The sequence below is a fragment of the Afipia broomeae ATCC 49717 genome (assembly GCF_000314675.2).
Classification (GTDB): Bacteria; Pseudomonadota; Alphaproteobacteria; order Rhizobiales; family Xanthobacteraceae; genus Afipia; species Afipia broomeae.
Genome location: NZ_KB375282.1, coordinates 197,006 through 213,543, shown reverse-complemented (window position 1 = coordinate 213,543; position 16,538 = coordinate 197,006). Strand labels below are relative to the sequence as shown.

15 protein-coding genes and 1 tRNA gene are annotated in these 16,538 nt (G+C 61.1%); 10 read left to right on the top strand and 6 right to left on the bottom strand.

The window, feature by feature from the left end; all coding sequences use genetic code 11:
• Positions 1 to 299: 299 nt before the first annotated feature.
• Together HMPREF9695_RS01080 and HMPREF9695_RS01075 are read right to left on the bottom strand one after the other, a co-directional pair.
• On the bottom strand, positions 300 to 1,994 hold the full coding sequence (locus tag HMPREF9695_RS01080) for a GMC family oxidoreductase (RefSeq protein ID WP_006018909.1): 1,695 nt from the start codon (positions 1,992 to 1,994) through the stop codon (positions 300 to 302).
• A gap of 332 nt (positions 1,995 to 2,326) precedes the next feature.
• The gene (locus HMPREF9695_RS01075) at positions 2,327 to 3,172 is read right to left on the bottom strand and encodes an AraC family transcriptional regulator (RefSeq protein ID WP_041711757.1); all 846 of its coding nucleotides are present in this window, start codon (positions 3,170 to 3,172) and stop codon (positions 2,327 to 2,329) included.
• A 205-nt stretch (positions 3,173 to 3,377) separates the two neighbouring features.
• Between HMPREF9695_RS01075 and HMPREF9695_RS01070 the strand changes: the two genes are divergently transcribed.
• The 6 genes from HMPREF9695_RS01070 to HMPREF9695_RS01045 all read left to right on the top strand — a co-directional run bounded on the left by HMPREF9695_RS01070 (position 3,378) and on the right by HMPREF9695_RS01045 (position 9,161).
• Positions 3,378 to 4,193 (top strand): sterol desaturase family protein, encoded by an 816-nt coding sequence (locus HMPREF9695_RS01070; RefSeq protein WP_051054984.1) that lies wholly within the window; start codon positions 3,378 to 3,380, stop codon positions 4,191 to 4,193.
• A 107-nt stretch (positions 4,194 to 4,300) separates the two neighbouring features.
• Complete coding sequence (locus HMPREF9695_RS01065; protein WP_006018906.1) at positions 4,301 to 5,512, top strand: amino acid ABC transporter substrate-binding protein; 1,212 nt, start codon at positions 4,301 to 4,303, stop codon at positions 5,510 to 5,512.
• A 14-nt stretch (positions 5,513 to 5,526) separates the two neighbouring features.
• Complete coding sequence (locus HMPREF9695_RS01060) at positions 5,527 to 6,405, top strand: branched-chain amino acid ABC transporter permease (RefSeq protein WP_006018905.1); 879 nt, start codon at positions 5,527 to 5,529, stop codon at positions 6,403 to 6,405.
• A 1-nt stretch (position 6,406) separates the two neighbouring features.
• A complete protein-coding gene (locus HMPREF9695_RS01055; RefSeq protein ID WP_006018904.1) occupies positions 6,407 to 8,158 on the top strand; it encodes a branched-chain amino acid ABC transporter ATP-binding protein/permease in 1,752 nt (583 codons plus the stop codon).
• On the top strand, positions 8,155 to 8,871 hold the full coding sequence (locus HMPREF9695_RS01050; protein ID WP_006018903.1) for an ABC transporter ATP-binding protein: 717 nt from the start codon (positions 8,155 to 8,157) through the stop codon (positions 8,869 to 8,871). Before HMPREF9695_RS01055 ends, HMPREF9695_RS01050 begins: the two co-directional genes overlap by 4 nt.
• Positions 8,868 to 9,161, top strand: a complete 294-nt coding sequence (locus HMPREF9695_RS01045; RefSeq protein WP_006018902.1) for a hypothetical protein — start codon at positions 8,868 to 8,870, stop codon at positions 9,159 to 9,161. The genes HMPREF9695_RS01050 and HMPREF9695_RS01045 overlap by 4 nt, the downstream gene beginning before the upstream one ends.
• 23 nt (positions 9,162 to 9,184) lie before the next feature.
• Here HMPREF9695_RS01045 and HMPREF9695_RS01040 read toward each other — a convergent pair.
• The 4 genes from HMPREF9695_RS01040 to mnmA all read right to left on the bottom strand — a co-directional run bounded on the left by HMPREF9695_RS01040 (position 9,185) and on the right by mnmA (position 11,724).
• Positions 9,185 to 9,261: transfer RNA gene (locus tag HMPREF9695_RS01040), tRNA-Met, on the bottom strand.
• 146 nt (positions 9,262 to 9,407) lie between these two features.
• A complete protein-coding gene (locus HMPREF9695_RS01035) occupies positions 9,408 to 9,779 on the bottom strand; it encodes a hypothetical protein (protein WP_006018901.1) in 372 nt (123 codons plus the stop codon).
• A 52-nt stretch (positions 9,780 to 9,831) separates the two neighbouring features.
• On the bottom strand, positions 9,832 to 10,470 hold the full coding sequence (locus HMPREF9695_RS01030) for a class I SAM-dependent methyltransferase (RefSeq protein WP_006018900.1): 639 nt from the start codon (positions 10,468 to 10,470) through the stop codon (positions 9,832 to 9,834).
• A gap of 78 nt (positions 10,471 to 10,548) precedes the next feature.
• Positions 10,549 to 11,724 carry a tRNA 2-thiouridine(34) synthase MnmA gene (gene mnmA, locus HMPREF9695_RS01025; protein WP_006018899.1) on the bottom strand — a complete coding sequence of 392 codons (1,176 nt, stop codon included), beginning with the start codon at positions 11,722 to 11,724 and terminating at the stop codon, positions 10,549 to 10,551.
• A 300-nt stretch (positions 11,725 to 12,024) separates the two neighbouring features.
• Between mnmA and HMPREF9695_RS01020 the strand changes: the two genes are divergently transcribed.
• The 4 genes from HMPREF9695_RS01020 to fliF all read left to right on the top strand — a co-directional run bounded on the left by HMPREF9695_RS01020 (position 12,025) and on the right by fliF (position 16,536).
• The gene (locus tag HMPREF9695_RS01020) at positions 12,025 to 13,554 is read left to right on the top strand and encodes a flagellar hook-length control protein FliK (RefSeq protein WP_006018898.1); all 1,530 of its coding nucleotides are present in this window, start codon (positions 12,025 to 12,027) and stop codon (positions 13,552 to 13,554) included.
• 10 nt (positions 13,555 to 13,564) lie between these two features.
• Positions 13,565 to 14,269, top strand: a complete 705-nt coding sequence (locus HMPREF9695_RS01015; RefSeq protein WP_006018897.1) for a flagellar hook assembly protein FlgD — start codon at positions 13,565 to 13,567, stop codon at positions 14,267 to 14,269.
• A gap of 201 nt (positions 14,270 to 14,470) precedes the next feature.
• A complete protein-coding gene (sciP, locus tag HMPREF9695_RS01010) occupies positions 14,471 to 14,746 on the top strand; it encodes a CtrA inhibitor SciP (RefSeq protein ID WP_002714638.1) in 276 nt (91 codons plus the stop codon).
• Positions 14,747 to 14,919: 173 nt separating this feature from the next.
• Positions 14,920 to 16,536 (top strand): flagellar basal-body MS-ring/collar protein FliF, encoded by a 1,617-nt coding sequence (gene fliF, locus HMPREF9695_RS01005; protein ID WP_041710971.1) that lies wholly within the window; start codon positions 14,920 to 14,922, stop codon positions 16,534 to 16,536.
• Positions 16,537 to 16,538 lie beyond the last annotated feature (2 nt).

Genomic DNA, 16,538 nt, shown 5'->3' with positions numbered 1-16,538 from the left:
AAACACAGTGGCTCGCGCCGACGACGGCACTTGAGACCACAGCAAAAAGTCTAGAAGGACCGGAAGGTATGCGAGTCCCGCATGTCGCGACGAACGCCCCGTCCAAGCCGGAGCGAAACACCCATCCCCTCGTCCTCTGCTGACCGTGTTCTTGATGACACGTTCGCAAAAGTTCTCGAAGATGTTGCGCGCTGCGGCGATACCGAGCGTTCTTACAAACTACCAATCCGTCTCATTAAACATGCTGCGTTGCGACACGCAGAAGCTTGCTCGTCTAAAAGAGCCTGCGCGAGAAGCTGCTAAGTTGCCAGCAGCGCATCCGATATTTTCTCAGCGATCATGATTGTCGGAATGTTCGTATTCGCCGTCGGCAGACGCGGCATGACAGAGGCGTCGGCGACGTAAACGTTCTCCGTTCCAATCACCTTCCCGTTTGGATCAACGACCGCTAACGGATCCGACGGGTCACCCATCCGGCACGTCCCGGTCGGGTGCCAGACGCCGAAAACGCTGCGCAGAACGAAATCCTCAAGCGCTTTGTCGTCGGCGAGCACATCGCTGAAAGTAATACCGTTCAGCAAAATAGTTTTCACCATTACATGGCGAAGTGCGGCCGGAACGTCGAGCATTGCGCCCATAACAGATGCCAACAGCCTGTTTGTCAGATTGAAGCTGCTCAGGCGCTTGATGCGAGGCGAAAACGAAGCCGGAAAGAAATCGTCCGCCGCCGCGTTGAGACCGGACACAACGACAAGGCGAGCGAGCAGCCGCACGGCGGCCATCATTCGCTCAAGATCGCGCCGATCCGAAAGCAGATTGAGGTCGACGCTCGGGTACGCTCTCGAATTCGGCGATGTCAGTGCGACGTTGCCCGCTGAGTGCGGCTGGTTGCACCAGAGAAAGTAAAGACCAAGGCGCTCTCCCAGAGCATGCCATCCTGCGCGCGCGGACGCAGTAAGATACATATCGGACGCATTGCATCCTTCGACCTGCGACGAATAACGCAGGGCAACGAAACTCGCGCGACGCACCGACATCGGCAGACGAAGGTGACGCGGCAAGAACTGACAGAACGTCAGCGCGGGGTGGTCGCGCAGATTCTCTCCAACTCCCGGGAGGGCGACCTGCACATCGATGCCAAGACCCCGTAGCGCGGCCGGAGCGCCAATTCCGGCGCGCAGCAAAATCGCCGGCGATTGTATTGCCCCCGCGGTGACAATCACACGTCCGGCGTTTACTGCAATACGTTGACCGGAGCGAACGATCTCCACTTGCGACGCACGAGGCCCGCGCATGACAAGCCGATCGGCAAAACTGTCCGTCCATACCGCGAGATTCTTGCGCCTGCGTATCCGGGCATCGAGATAGGCGGATGCCGCCGAAACGCGGCGATCATCCCGATTGGAAAACGCGGGCGGATAAATGCCGTCGTCAAACTCCCCGTTCTGATCCTCCCTGAAAGGCAATCCGCTGGCGAAAAAGGCATCTCCCACTGCTCGTCCGAACGCCGGCCAATCCTCGCGCTTGATGCGCCGGATAGGGATCGGGCCGTCTGCGCCGTGCAACGGGCCTCCGAAATCGAGATCGGTCTCCAGTTTTCGGAAATAGGGCAGCACATCCTCCCAGCCCCACCCTCTCGCACCGAGATCACGCCATTTATCATAGTCCCGCGGCAGCCCGCGGTTAGCGGACTGTACGTTGATGGATGAACCGCCACCCATCACACGGCCTTGCTCATAAGGCCGTGTGATGGCGCCACCACTTGCGGTGCGCCCGGCCATGGCAGAGAGACCAGGCCAGATATAGCGATCACCGAAAAACAGCGGCATTGGATAGCTGTCGAGAATTTCCGCCGGCGTATTCTCCGGGGGCGTATCCTGTCCGGCCTCCACGAGAAGAACGCGGCGGCGGCCATTGGCGGAGAGACGATTTGCAAGGACACATCCAGCAGACCCTGCACCAAGAATGACGTCGTCAAAACGAGCAGTGTCCATCGCCTAGGCCAATTCGCCGTTGCGGCCCGCAACCAGGTGCTCCTGCGAAAACTCTGTCATCTGTTTCCGCCCTTGGGTTTGCATCCAGCTTGTCTTTCTGAGCAGTGCGACGCATGCTTGCTCCGCAGGCTAAGCAGGCCCCGCAATCAAAACAAATAGTTGATTTTGATTTTCTCGATCATTCATCCTGATAGCAGACGCTGCGAGTGCTCGCAGACCCACGTCAGATGCAAATTTCCGATGCGCCGATTTCAAGCAACTGCTCTGGCGTCGCCTTGAATTTCAGTCTGCTGTGGCAGCTTGGGCTGAATGATCCGACCTTCGGATCGGGGCTAGGACAGTTCCGCCATCACGCGTCGGAATTGATGGGGTGATGCGCCTGTGTGCTGCTGAAAGAATCGCGTGAAGTTACCTTGCGCAGTGAATCCGAGATCTCCGGAAATCACACCGATATCGGAGCTCTCTTTGCGCAGCTTGCCCACCGCAGCCTCCACCCTCCAGGCATTTGCATAGAGACGCGGACTGACGCCGGTGCAGTTCCGGAACAAATAGTTGAAGTGCGGACGAGACAACCCCGCCCCCGTTGCAATGCCATCGAGGTCCGGCCTTTTTTCCCCGGTGTTTTCGTGGATCTGGCGAAGCGCTTTGAGTATCCGGAAATCACGCGCCACGTGCCGCTCACCTCTCCCGAATGATTGTGCACGCCAGTCTGAGAAGCCATGTACGACCTCCAGAGTGAGGTCGAGAATTAGTTTTTCCAATTGCCGTGCATCAATATGAAGCTCCGTCTGGAGAAGGCGCACGAGTTTCGCGCGCAATCGCATGATCTCGCATGTGATCGAGATCGCGGATTGCGCGAAGAATCCCGGCCTCGTGCAGTTCGCAAAGGAGCCATCCGCTTCGGCGAGCCAGTCTGGTTCAATATACAACGCAAGAAAAACGGTTCGCTCAGGCTTGGCGCGGTGCAGGTATTCGTGCCGCTGCCATGTGTTGACCGCAACGGCCGTGTCATAACGCAACGGGAATACCCGTCCTTCGACGATAAAGTCCTGATCGGGACCGCTGGCCTTGAAGATCAGATGGCAATGAGGGTGCGCATGGGCGACCAGCGAGGTGTCCATATCAAGAAGAGCGACTCGCCCGAAAGCTCCGCTCAAGATGCTCAACGCCTTGGTCACAGACGTACCCCGGCAAGCCGCTGCTTTCTGCAGCACAGAATAATTCTAGCATGCATGGCGGATCGGCGAAACACGGACGACGACGCTAAAGAAACATCTGAAATGATAAAAAATCCGCCTCGGTGCAAAGTAGCCCTTTAGCATGGATTCTAGATTTCTTCCGGTCAATTCCCGCGCAAAGCGGGGTCTGGAGGAAAATATGAAAATGGATGTCGTTTTTCAGGATGAGAACCGTGACCTGCGCGAACAGCGCCGTCAGCAAGTATTCCGTCAAAAGTTCGTCGAGGAAACCCCGCCGTGGTACCACGGCGCGATCCATCTCTGCTTTACGCTGCTCATTACTGGCGGCACTCTTTTCTATTGCTGGCAGCATATCCATAACGCGACATGGGAATGGTGGCTGGTCATTCCGATCGCATTGTTCGGGAACTGGATCGAATGGGCCGCACACCGCTACATCCTGCATCGGCCGGTCAAGGGACTGGAGATGATCTACAAACGCCATTGCACTGTGCATCACCAGTTCTTCACTCATCACGATCTTGGATATGATGGGCACAAGGAATGGCGGGCACTTCTCTTTCCGCCTTTCGCGCCGCTCGGTTTCGTGCTCGCATCGCTGCCCGCCGCGCTTGTCTTCGGCCTGCTGGTCAATGCGAACGCCGGTTACATCGTCGTATTCACGATGTCGGCCTACTATCTCCTGTACGAGGGTTTGCACACATTGTCGCACCTCGATGATGAGGACTATCCGTTTCTCAAGTATGTCCCGCTCATCAACACAGTCCGGCGCATGCACTATATCCATCACGTGTTGGGATTCATGCAGACCCGCAACTTCAACCTCACCTTTCCGATCTGCGACGCATTGTTCGGGACGAGTGACCTTGATCGCGGCTTGATTGGCACGCTGTTTAACGGCAACTCGAACAAATACATGCGCAAGGATCTATTGCCGAACGACCCGGAGATCGATGTGCCTCAGCTCGATGCACGCAACGAAGGGGCCGTAGCGCGCTGAAACATCCCTATCAGCGCAGATGATGTCGTTCATCATAAATGACTATTTGCGCTGATAGTTCGATGGACAATAGCTTGCAGCAGAAAAATAATATCTCGGGGGGAAAAATGAAAATTGTCCATGCCGCGCTCTGCGGCAGCCTCTTTGCAGCCATTGTCAGCACTGTGTCGCCGGCAGCCGCCAAGGTCGGAAGCTGCACCGACCCCATCCTGCTCGGCACCACCATTTCAGAGACGGGCCCGTTCTCGACGCTCACCGATCGCTGGCGTCAGATGACGGAAAATTTCTTCGACGAAATCAACAAGGACGGCGGCATTTTCGTCAAGTCCTGCGACAAGAAGCTGCCAGTCAAGGTTGTCATCTATGACGACCAGAGCAATCCCACCACCGCAGTCTCTCTTTATGAAAAGATGGCGACTGTCGACCAGGTCGACTTCTTCCTCGGACCCGACTGGACGTCGCTGGGATTGCCGGTGCCGACAGTGGCCGAGCGAAATCAGATTCCTTTGGTGGCAGCGAATGTTGCAACCAAGTCGGCCTACGAACGCGGACTGAAATACATGTGGGGCACGCCCTATCCAGTCGTGCCGCTCTGGTCCGAACGTTACTTCGACATGATCGCGAACGTTCAGCCGAAGCCGAAAACGATCTTCTTTGTCACCCACGATAATCCTGTGATGAAGGCAATCACGGAAACCTGGAGCAAGAAGGCCGAAGCCACCGGCTTACAGATTGTTGGACGCGAGATGTTCCCGGCCGATACCAAGGACTTCAGCGCCATCGTCCTGAAGGTCCGCGCCGCCAAGCCTGACATCGTCTACATCGCATCGTTCGATAATGTCTCCGGCCCGCTGGTTCAGCAGATGCGCCAACAGCGCATCAAGGCGATGGACGTTCATCACACCATGCTGACGGGCGCGCTCGCCCGTCAAACCGGCAAGGATGTCGAGGGAATGACCGGCGAGTTGGCGTGGTATCCCGGCATCGGCGGTGACTACAGCGATCTGGTCAAGCGGGTTCTCGAGCGATCGAAGGTCGATATGTTCGAGAGCATTTTCACCATGGGCCGCATTTCGTCATATCTAGTCATGGTGCAGGCCATCGAACGCGCCGGCGCCGTCGACCGCGAAAAGGTTCGCGCAGCGCTGACCAAGGGAACGTTCAAGGCTCCGACCGGCGATGTCGTATTCGACGATACCGGCTTCCCGACCACGAACGGCGCGTTCACGATCCAGATACAGGACGGAAAAGTCGCCGTCGTGTGGCCGCAGAAATCCGCAACCGGCAAGCTGCGCTGGCCATCGCCTAGCTGGCAATAAGTGAAGACCGCATCATGTCTTTTGACATTGTGGCACAAGTCGCCATTGGAGGCCTCCTCATCGGAGGCCTCTATGCCTTGTTCGCGTTTGGCCTGTCCCTGATCTATGGCGTGGCGCGCATTCTTAACTTCGCGCACGGCACATTGCTCGCAACCGCCGGCATCGCGGCCAGCGTGCTTTATGCCGCGCTCAACTGGCATCCGGTGGTGTTGCTGGTGATCCTCGTTCCGGTGTTCTTTCTGTTCGGTTGCGGGTTTTTCCTTTTTCTGCTCAGTCCGTTGCGCAAGCGCAACCACTTCCAGACCACGGTCGGCACCGTGCTGACGACGGTTGGCGCGCTGATCATCCTGAGCGACGTCGCCGCGTGGCTTGCAGGCCCCCGACCGCGCAACATCCCGATCCGTTCGGATGTTTTCGAGATCGGCGACATCCTGATCCCGACGTCGCAGGCTTACATGCTTGCAGGCATTACGTTGTTTACGATCGCACTCCATTTTTTCCTTCAGCGCTCATGGTTCGGCCGCTCCGTTCGTGCCGTCACGCAGGATCATGTGGGCTCCGAGATCTGCGGCGTACGCAGCGCCCGGGTCCACGCGATGACGTTCGGTCTCGGCTCCGCACTCGCGGCCATTGCCGGCGTTCTTTATGCCATGACGTTCCCGATCGATCCTTACGCCGGATTTCATCTGACCGTGAAGGCATTCACCATCATCGTTCTGGGCGGAATCGGAAACCTGATTGGCGCGCTGATCGCCGGCCTGTTGCTCGGCCTCGCCGAGGCCTTTACGGCCTTCTTCTGGTCCTCTGAATGGGCGCCGGCCATCAGCATCGTCCTTCTCCTCCTGATCCTGGTGCTGTTCCCGCGCGGGCTTACCTCCTGGAAAAGAGCCTGACATGCCGAGCCGCTCTCTCGCTTTCTCCGCCGGAATTGTCGTTGTCGCGGCTTTTGCGGCGCTTCCCCTGCTCGGCATTGCCTATGCAACAAGCATTGGCATGACGTTGCTGGTTGCCTTTGTCCTCGCGCAAAGCTGGGACTGGGTTGGCGGCGAAGCCGGTTACGTCAATCTCGGCCATTTCGTATTTTACGGCCTCGGCGCCTACGTTTTCTGCATTCTGCTCGTCAGAGGCGTGCCGATGCCTGTGTGTCTCGGCGTGGCCTGCGTGTTGACAGCAGCAGTCGCCGCCTTGCTCGCTTTTCCCCTGTTCCGATTGAGCGGCGATTACTTTGCTTTCGCCACACTCGCGCTGCTTCCGCTGTTTGAACTGCTTGCCTTTAATCTGACTCCGGTCACCGGTGGAGCAGACGGAATTGTGCTTCCGCCGCACTACGTGCTGGGTACCGCGTTCTACCTCATTCTCATCCTCGCCGTCGTGACGTTCCTGCTGACCGGCATGCTGACATCCAGCCGCTTCGGCTATGCCCTCAAGAGCATTCGCAACGATGAACTGGCAGCGGAGATCGTGGGAATCCGCATCTTCCCGGCCAAGCTCGCGGTGCTTGTGCTGAGTGCCGCATTTGCTGCGTTGGCGGGCGCCATTCAAGGCTGGCAGCTCAGCTATATCGACCCGCCGACGGTGTTTGGCCTGAACGTCGCGCTGGTTCCCATCTCGATGGCTCTCCTCGGCGGCTCCGGTAAACGCTGGGGACCTGTTGTCGGCGTCGTGATCCTGTTCGCCCTGCAGCAATGGCTTCTCGTCAATATAACCATCTTGCAGGCAACCGTTTATGGTCTTGTTATCCTCCTGATCGGCCGCTTTATGCCCGGCGGATTGCTGCGGGCGCAATTTGCCCAGAACATTCCACTCGTTCGCTTGCTATCGCGGGATCATCACCGCGACATTGGCAAGCCATCCAATGTCGTGCCGCTGCATGCAGGCCAACTCCCGATCAGGACCTCGAACGAGCGCGGGAACGTCTTGCTTGAGACCCGCGACCTCACCATGCGTTTCGGTGGAAACATTGCGGTCAACGCAGTGAACATCAAAATCCGCCAGGGCGAGATCGTCGGGCTGGTCGGCGCCAACGGCTCCGGAAAGACCACGCTCTTCAACTGCATATCGAAAGTCTATGAGCCCACGGGAACGATAATCTTCGACGGCAGCCCCATCGACGGCTTACGGCGCGACGAGGTGTCGCGCGTCGGCGTCGGGCGAACCTTCCAGAATCCACGCCCGTTCGGCGACCTCACCGTACTCGAGAACATCGCAATCGCGCTGACCTATCGCGCGGACAACAAAGCGCTCAGCACCGCCTTCGAAGAAAGCGCTCAATTCGCGGCGTTCGTCGGACTTCAAGACCGGCTGTCAAGTCGCGCCGACTCACTCACCTTGCAGGAAAAGAAGAGCCTCGAACTGGCCCGTGCACTTGCGCTCAAGCCGAAGCTGCTGCTGGTGGATGAAGTTGCATCCGGACTGACGCCCGCTGAGGTGAAGCAGTTTGTCGGGCATATACGGGACATCCGCGATACCTACGGCATCACGGTCATGTGGGTGGAGCACATCTTCTCGGCGCTCGCGCAGGTCGTGGACCGCCTCATCGTGCTGGAGCAGGGCGTCGTCATTGCCGATGCCCCGCTTGCAGAAGCCGTTAAGGATCCCAAAGTCCTGAAATCCTATCTCGGAACCGGCCCGGCGAACGTCGCATGACCAATATGCTTGAAGTTTCGAATCTTTCTGTCTCCCACAGCAGCCTGCAGGCGCTGTGGGACGTCTCCTTCCGTGTCGCCAAGGGCGAGTGCGTCGGCATTCTCGGTGCAAACGGTGCAGGCAAGAGCACGACACTCGGCGCACTGATCGGCCTTTATCCGCCCACGTCCGGGGAGATACGACTTCTCGGACACCAGCTCGCAGGCAAATCGCCGACCGAGTGCGTGACACACGGACTTGCGCTTGTACCTGAAGGTCGCAGGCTGTTTCCTGAAATGACCGTTCGCGAAAATCTCGAGATGGGTGCTTATCTCCCGGGCGCGCGATGTGTCCTCGCTGAGAACCTCGATAAGGTCTACGGACTGTTTCCAGTTCTGAAGCAAAAGAACGGGCAGAACGCAGGCGAGCTGAGCGGTGGCCAGCAGCAGATGGTCGCCATTGGACGCGCTTTGATGACGTCACCGCGCATCTTGCTGCTCGACGAGCCGTTCCTCGGCGTAGCTCCGCTGCTGGTCGATGAAGTCATGCAAGCCCTCAGACGCATCGCAGCAGACGGCATGACCATTGTGCTGGTCGAGCAGAATATCCATCGCGCGCTCGATTTCGTGGATCGTGCTTACGTCATCGAGAGCGGCCGCGTCGTCCTTGAGGGCACGCGCGAGTTGCTGCTTAGTGACGCCAGCTTCAGCGACAAGTTTCTCGGATTGGATTGACGAGCGATCTGCTCGCGGAACGCGACCTTTACGCCGCGCACCTCGAACGCCTCCGGGGCAAGCGCCCCCACGACGAGGTGTTGGCCTACTCCCGCTCGTTCCGAAAACTGATCGATACGTCGGCGGACTTCGTGGGCGAGGACCTGCCGGCAGGTCACGAGGGACTGGCTCGGTCCATTCGCGACGTGATCGAGACGATCACCGTTGTTCCGGCGCCAGCCGGTCAGCAAGCCCATGATCCGTCTGAAAGGACACCCCGAAAGCCTGCTCGGAGAGCCGTCGTTCTTTGATCGTTCCAGTGCGGGGGATGTGATGGTAGCGAGAGAGGGACTCGAACCCCCGACCCCAGGATTATGATTCCCGTGCTCTAACCAGCTGAGCTACCTCGCCACAGGTCCAGACCGCTTCGCGGTCGCGAACGGCGGCATATAAGAAGTCACCCAAATGCCTGTCAAGCAACGATGGCTGAAAGCGCCATCTGATTGGCTTTCCACGCGCATTCTCCGGGAAACGGCACGCGCGAAGGCGGAAAAACCTTACTTTGGCCGCACCGAGGGATCGCCTCCGGGGCTGCCGGGCGGCGGAATCACCGGCATGGTCCCGCCCTGAGGGGTCGGCGCGTGCATATCGGGGTCAACACCCGGCGGAGGGCACAGCACGCCATCGGATTTCGCCAGCCGGTCGCCGAGCGATTCCGGCGCGCGTCCTGTCGTGGTTCCTCGCGGCGCGACGGTGCCTTCGTGCGGAACAGCCTCGGTCGGCGTGCAGTTGGTCGACGCTGCACGGTCGGGATTTGGGGGCGCAGTTTGCGCTGGGGGCGTCGCCGGCGCGGGCGGCGCCTGCGCAAAGGCCACAGCAGGCAACACCACCAGCGCGGCGCTTATGGCAATCGGGAGTTTCATTGTCATGGAACGGAAACGGCGCAGCAGCGCGGATGTTCCCTGCGACACATCGCGGCAATCAGCCCTTGCGATAGCGGATCAGCGAAAAGTGCCCCATCGGCGCCATCGGACGGCGCTCGACCAGTGTCACGCCGCCGTGTTTCGCAGCCCAGTTCACCAGCCGCGCCCACGGAAATTCCGGCCGCCAGCCAAGCCGCCGCGCCAGCGGCGCGAACGCGAGTTCGAAGATCTTGCGCGGGCCGCTTTCCGCGCCGATGTGATTGACCAGAATGAGTTCACCGCCCGGCTTCAGCACGCGCATGAAATCGTCGAGCGTCGCTTCCGGGTCCGGCACCGCCGTGATGACATATTGGGCCACAACCGCATCGAACGTGCCGTCCGGGAATGCGAGGTTCTTCGCATCCATCACCGACAGCGTTTCGACATTGGTGAGGTTTTGTGCGCGCACGCGCTCCTGCGCCTTGCGCAGCATCGGCTCGGAAATATCGACGCCATGGAGCTTCGTGGTGCGCGAATAATCCGACAGCGACAATCCGGTGCCGACGCCGACATCGAGCACGCGGCCGCCGATCGCATCGGCCACGGCGATGGTCGACTTGCGGCCCTCGTCGAACACCTTGCCGAACACCATGTCGTAAACCGGCGCCCACGCGGCGTAGGCCTTCGCCACTCCGGCACGATCGATGTCGTTGGTCATGTCCCCGCCCTGTTACGCAACACTTGTTCTTGTCCGGCACGATCGGCCGGAAGTCCCTTATTCTTGAAGGACCAGACGTTATCCGGCAAGGGCTTCGCGCTGACGCGGCACTGACACAAGGTCGCGCGGCGCGGCGCTGATGAAGCCGCCGCCGAGCACGCGCGCCTGTCCCGCAGGCGCATCGTAGAACACGCAGGCCTGTCCCGGCGACACGCCTTCTTCACCGTCGACGAGTTCGACTTCATAAGCACCGCCAACGCGGCGCAGCCAGGCCGGCTGCGCCGGACGGGTGGAGCGCACCTTGACGAACATCTCGAGGCCGTCGCCGATCGCAGAATTCAGATCGCCGCCGCCGATCCAGTTGACGTCGCGCAACAGGATGCGGCGGACATTCAGCGCCTCGCGCGGGCCGACCACAACACGGCGCGTCTGTGCATCGAGATGCACGACATACAACGGCGCGCTCGCCGCGATGCCGAGGCCGCGGCGCTGGCCGATGGTGAAACCGACGATGCCCTGATGGCGGCCGAGCACATGGCCATTGAGATCGACGATGTCGCCCGGCTCCATGGCGTTCGGCTTCAGGCGTTCGATCACATCGGTGTAGCGGCCGGTCGGCACAAAGCAGATGTCCTGGCTGTCGTGCTTGTCGGCGACCGACAGTCCGAAGCGGCGCGCGAGTTCGCGGGTCTGCGCCTTCGTCATGTCGCCGAGCGGAAAGCGCACGTCGGCCAGTTGATCCTGCGTGGTCGCGAACAGGAAGTAGCTCTGGTCGCGGTCGGCATCGGCGGCGCAGACCAGCGCGCGCGATCCATCTTCCAGACGGCGCGAGGCGACATAGTGTCCGGTGGCGAGCGCCTTGGCGCCGAGTTCGCGGGCGGTGCTCAGCAAATCGCGAAACTTGATCGAGCGGTTGCACTCGATGCAGGGCACCGGCGTCTCGCCGTGCACATAGCTCTCGGCGAAGCTCTCGATGACCGACTCGCGGAAACGGCTCTCGTAATCCAGCACGTAATGCGGAATGCCGAGACGCGCGGCGACATCGCGCGCGTCGTGAATGTCCTGGCCCGCGCAGCAGGCGCCCTTGCGGTGGGTCGCGGCGCCATGATCGTAAAGCTGCAAGGTGATGCCGACCACGTCGTAGCCTTCGGCCTTCAGCAGCGCAGCGGTCGCCGACGAATCGACACCGCCGGACATGGCGACGACGACCCGGGTGTCTTCCGGGCGACCTTCGAGGTCGAGGCTGTTGAGCATGACAGGGGCCGATCTTGCTGTTGCCGGGCCACTACCGCCCGCAACCGGTCATTTCTGGGTTTGCACTTTACTTATAGTCCGACCCTAGCCGAGGCAATCACGGTCGGCCTTGATCCATTGCAATTAAACCCGGCTCTTTTGGGGGGAAAATCTTGCCGCCGGGCAGAAAGCCCCCGGTTCCACGCCCGTCTCCGCCATGGCCGTCACCCAGCAAGCCATTGAAATATAACGTCTTTATAATCCATTGTCGGTGGCCCGGTCCTTGCTCAACAGAGGAAGCAATCACCTGAAAGGCCGCCCGTGTTCAGCGTTACCCCGGAACCAGCCGCATCCAAGCCCGCCTATGCCGCTTTCGATCCGCAGGCGAGGCAGACACGCGCCGAACAGCCGTCCTCGGACGGGTTCGCCGCACTGGTGGACAGCAATGCCAGCGCCAGCTCCGACCCCCGCCCCGCGCCGGATACGCCGGCCCCGCCTCGCCGCGACTCCCGCGACACGCGGCAGGCCGATGCCCCCCCTCCCGGCAAGGACAGGCCGCAGGCCGATAGCCCCACCTCCGCGAACAAGGATTCGAGCGCCGCGCAGCAGGATGCCGGCCCCTCCACACCGGCCGATGCCAAGGCAACCGGCGGCAAGACCGACGGCAAGGATAAAACCGCGTCTGACGCCACGAAAACCGACGACAAATCCGGCAGCGATGACGCCGCCGCGATTCCGGTAATTCCAGCCATCGTCACCGATCCGGTCGCGGTCGTGATCACCGCCGCAGCCAATCCGGTTGCCGCAGCCGCAGACGAAACAGCGTCTGCCACGACGACCGCTGCAACGGCGGCGATCACCGGTACATCGGCCGTTATCACGCCCGCCGACGCATCGGCCGCGCAGGCAGCGGCAGTTGCGGAGGCCGCGATCACCAGCGCAACCACCGCAGCCGATCCGTCAGCTCCAGCGGTCGCCGCCACGCCGGGAACAACAGCCGCGACCGCTGCGGCAACCACCGTCATCAAGTCCGACGGCGGCAAGACCGAAATCCCGGCAAAGACGACGGAGACCGCGCCCGCAAAGGATGGCAAGGACGGCAAGCAGGCTGCCGATCCATCGGCCAAGCCGGTGCCGGATCAGACCGTCAAGCCGGAGACCGCTGCATCGAATGCAGACGACAAGCCGGCGCAGCATGACAAGGCGGCTGCGGAATCCGGTACGACCGATGCCGAGCCAACGAAACACGCTGCCAAGGCAACGCCGCAAGCCGAGCACCGCACTGCTGCTTCCGCGCCGCAGCCGGCGCTGCAGACCGAACCCGGTTTGCAGCCACCTGTCGCGGTTCAATCGTTGGTTCAGGTCCACGCCGCCAATCTCACGGCGATCCCCGTACCCGCGGCGAATACAACGCTCGCCGACAGCGCGCCGGTGCCGCTGAACGGCCTTGCCGCTGACATCGCGCTGCGCGCGGCGGGCGGCAACAGCCGCTTTGAAATACGTCTCGACCCGGCGGAGCTCGGCCGCATCGATGTGCGCCTCGACGTCGACAAGCACGGCAATGTCACCTCGCACCTGACGGTGGAACGGCCGGCGACGCTCGACATGCTGCGCAACGACGCGCCGAGGCTCCAGCAGGCGCTGGAGGACGCGGGCCTGAAGACCGGCGACTCGGGATTGCAGTTCAGCCTGCGCGACCAGTCGTCCTCAGGCCGCGATGGCGATAACGGCTCCGGCCGCAATTCGCAGCGCGTTGTCATCACCGAAGAAGACGCCGTCCCCGCACAGGTCGCAGGACGAACCTACGGCCGCATGCTCGGAGCGAGCAGCGGCGTCGACATCAGGATTTGAGGAGACCATCATGGCGGTCGATGCAGCAACCATGCCGACGATACCGACGTCGGCGCCCGCGACAAACAATTCGTCCGGTTCGAATTCGAGCAACACCAACAGCAGTTCGACCGGCATTGCGGATAATTTTCAATCCTTTCTGATGCTGCTGACCACGCAGTTGCAGAACCAGAACCCGCTCGATCCGCTGGATACCAACCAGTTCACCCAGCAGCTCGTGCAGTTTGCGCAGGTCGAACAGCAATTGAAGTCGAACAGCCAGCTTGAATCGCTGGTCAAGATCGAACAGAGCGCACAGTCGACGCAGGCGCTGGTGTTCGTCGGCCAGACCGTGGCCGTCGATGGCAGCACCGCGCATTTCGACGGCAACGCGACCTGGAATTTCAACGCGCCGCAGAATTCGAGCGCGACCATCACCATCACCAACTCAGCGGGTCAGACCGCTTACACCGGCAGCTTCGCCATCGGCTCCGGAAATTCCAGCTTCGTCTGGGATGGCAAGGGCAATGACGGCACCAAGTGGCCGGTCGGTGACTACAAGATGACAGTCACCGCCAAGGATGCCGGCGGCAAGGACGTTGCGATCTCGACCGAGGTTCAAGGTACCGTTGATTCCGTCGACCTCACCGCAAGCCCGGCGCTGCTGTCGATCGGCGGCAAGAACTACACGGTCGATCAGATCAAGCGTGTCGTGAAGCAGGCCGCGTCGAGCTGACGATGTGACAATCCGCTGACGCGGCGCAATTCCTGACTGAGACTTTTCATATCCACAGGCTGGTCCCTCACGGGACCGGCCTGTCCCGTTTTGGGCAGATCGAAGGAGAATCGTATTGGAGGCTTGGGTTTAGGTAAATTTTAAGCCGCCGGGGGTAGCTTGTTCCCACGAGTTCAGTTGTTTCGAGTTTGTGAGTACACCATGACAGAACCCCACCGCCCGAGGGTGAAGTACGTCATCGGGCCCGATGGCAGTCCGCTGACGATCGCGGATCTTCCCGCGCCCGGTACCAAACGGTGGGTTATCCGCCGTAAGGCCGAGGTTGTGGCCGCGGTCCGCGGAGGTCTCCTCTCCCTTGAGGAAGCCTGCAGCCGTTACACCCTGACAGTTGACGAATTCCTGTCCTGGCAGTTCTCCATCGACCAGCACGGTCTGGCCGGATTGCGCACCACCCGCATCCAGCAGTACCGCCAGTAAGCCCTTCTCCCCGATTTCATCGCAATTTTCCGAAAACCGGCTCCCTTACGGGAAGCCGGTTTTTGGCATTTCCGCTTTTTCTCCTCACCCGTTAACCGTCGTTAACCATATGGAAACCATAGATAGGCAAATTCTGCCCAGTCGGCGTGTGAGCCGAATCTCTGGGGTGGTTCGTGCAGGGTTTGTTTTCCTTCCTGAAAGGTCTGGGCGCGGCGCGAATGGCGGCTATGGCCGCCGTAACGCTGGCTCTCGTCGGTTTCTTCGGCTTTGTCATCATGCGCGTCACCACGCCGCCGATGGCCACCCTCTTCACCGACCTCACCTATGAAGACTCCTCGGCGATCATCAAGGATCTGGAACGCCAGGGCATTCCCTATGAAATGAAGAACGACGGCGCCGTCATCCAGGTGCCGAAGGACAAGATCACCCGGCTGCGCATGAAGCTGGCCGAAGGCGGCCTGCCCAAGGGCGGCGGCATCGGTTACGAGATTTTCGACAAGTCCGACGCCCTCGGCTCCACCAGCTTCGTCCAGAACATCAACCACCTGCGCGCCCTCGAAGGCGAACTGGCCCGCACCATCAAGGCAATCGACCGGATTCAGGCCGCGCGCGTGCATCTGGTGCTGCCGGAGCGGCCGCTGTTCTCCCGCGAAACCCCCGAGCCGTCCGCCTCGATCGTGCTGCGGGTCCGCGGCGCACTCGAACCGCAGCAGGTCCGCGCCATCCGTCATATCGTCGCCTCCGCTGTGAACGGCATGAAGGCGCAGCGGGTCTCCATCGTCGACGAAGCCGGCCAGTTGCTGGCCAACGGCGCCGCCGGCGACGGCGCAGGCGACAGCGGCAGCGGCGACGAGCGCCGCGCGTCGTTCGAGAAGCGCATGCGCGACCAGGTCGAAGCCATCGTCTCCTCGGTGGTCGGCTCCGGCCGCGCCCGCGTCCAGCTCACCGCCGATTTCGACTACAACAAGATCACCCAGACCTCGGACAAGTTCGACCCCGAGGGCCGCGTGCTGCGCTCCAGCCAGTCCCGCGAGGAATCCGCCGCGACTGCGGGCGCCAACGACGGCCAGGTCACTGTCAATAACGAGTTGCCCGGCGCCCAGGGCCAGGGCGGCGGCGCCACCGCGAAAGACCAGAGCAAGAAGAGCGAGGAAATCAACAACTACGAGATTTCCCGCGTCACCAAGACGGAAGTCACCGAAGCCGGCCGGGTCAACCGCATCTCGGTCGCGGTGCTGGTCGACGGCAGCTACAGCAAGAACGACAAGGGCGAGGTGGTTTACGCGGCCCGCGCGAAGGAAGACCTCGACCGCATCGCCGCACTGGTCCGCTCCGCCATCGGCTTCGACCAGAAGCGCGGCGATCAGGTCGAGATCGTCAACCTGCGCTTCGCGGACGTGCCGTCGGTGATCCCGGCCGAGGCTCCGAAGAGCCTGCTCGGCATGTTCCAGTTCACCAAGGACGACATCATGTACTTCGTGGAGCTCGGCGTGATGTTCGTGCTGGGCGTTATCGTGGTGTTCATGGTGGTGCGCCCGCTGCTCAAGCGCGTGCTCGCCGCAGATGCCGCCGCCGCCCATGCTCCGCTCCCGGCCCTGCCGGAAACCCCGCCGGCGCCGACCAATCCGCAGCCGCAGATCGCCAGCAACGCGACCGCGCAGATGATCGACGTCGCGCAGGTCCAGGGCCAGGTCCACGCCCAGTCCGTGCACCGCGTCGGCGAACTCGCCGACCGCAACCCGAACGAAACAGCTTCCATCATTCGTCAGTGGCTTTCAGAACCGACCTGATC

Coding starts and splice junctions, on each gene's coding strand:
- HMPREF9695_RS01080 (WP_006018909.1), bottom strand. CDS start 1,994: ATGGACACTGCTCGTTTTGACGACGTCATTCTTGGTGCAGGGTCTGCT.
- HMPREF9695_RS01070 (WP_051054984.1), top strand. CDS start 3,378: ATGGATGTCGTTTTTCAGGATGAGAACCGTGACCTGCGCGAACAGCGC.
- HMPREF9695_RS01065 (WP_006018906.1), top strand. CDS start 4,301: ATGAAAATTGTCCATGCCGCGCTCTGCGGCAGCCTCTTTGCAGCCATT.
- HMPREF9695_RS01060 (WP_006018905.1), top strand. CDS start 5,527: ATGTCTTTTGACATTGTGGCACAAGTCGCCATTGGAGGCCTCCTCATC.
- HMPREF9695_RS01055 (WP_006018904.1), top strand. CDS start 6,407: ATGCCGAGCCGCTCTCTCGCTTTCTCCGCCGGAATTGTCGTTGTCGCG.
- HMPREF9695_RS01050 (WP_006018903.1), top strand. CDS start 8,155: ATGACCAATATGCTTGAAGTTTCGAATCTTTCTGTCTCCCACAGCAGC.
- HMPREF9695_RS01035 (WP_006018901.1), bottom strand. CDS start 9,779: ATGACAATGAAACTCCCGATTGCCATAAGCGCCGCGCTGGTGGTGTTG.
- HMPREF9695_RS01030 (WP_006018900.1), bottom strand. CDS start 10,470: ATGACCAACGACATCGATCGTGCCGGAGTGGCGAAGGCCTACGCCGCG.
- mnmA (WP_006018899.1), bottom strand. CDS start 11,724: ATGCTCAACAGCCTCGACCTCGAAGGTCGCCCGGAAGACACCCGGGTC.
- HMPREF9695_RS01015 (WP_006018897.1), top strand. CDS start 13,565: ATGGCGGTCGATGCAGCAACCATGCCGACGATACCGACGTCGGCGCCC.
- sciP (WP_002714638.1), top strand. CDS start 14,471: ATGACAGAACCCCACCGCCCGAGGGTGAAGTACGTCATCGGGCCCGAT.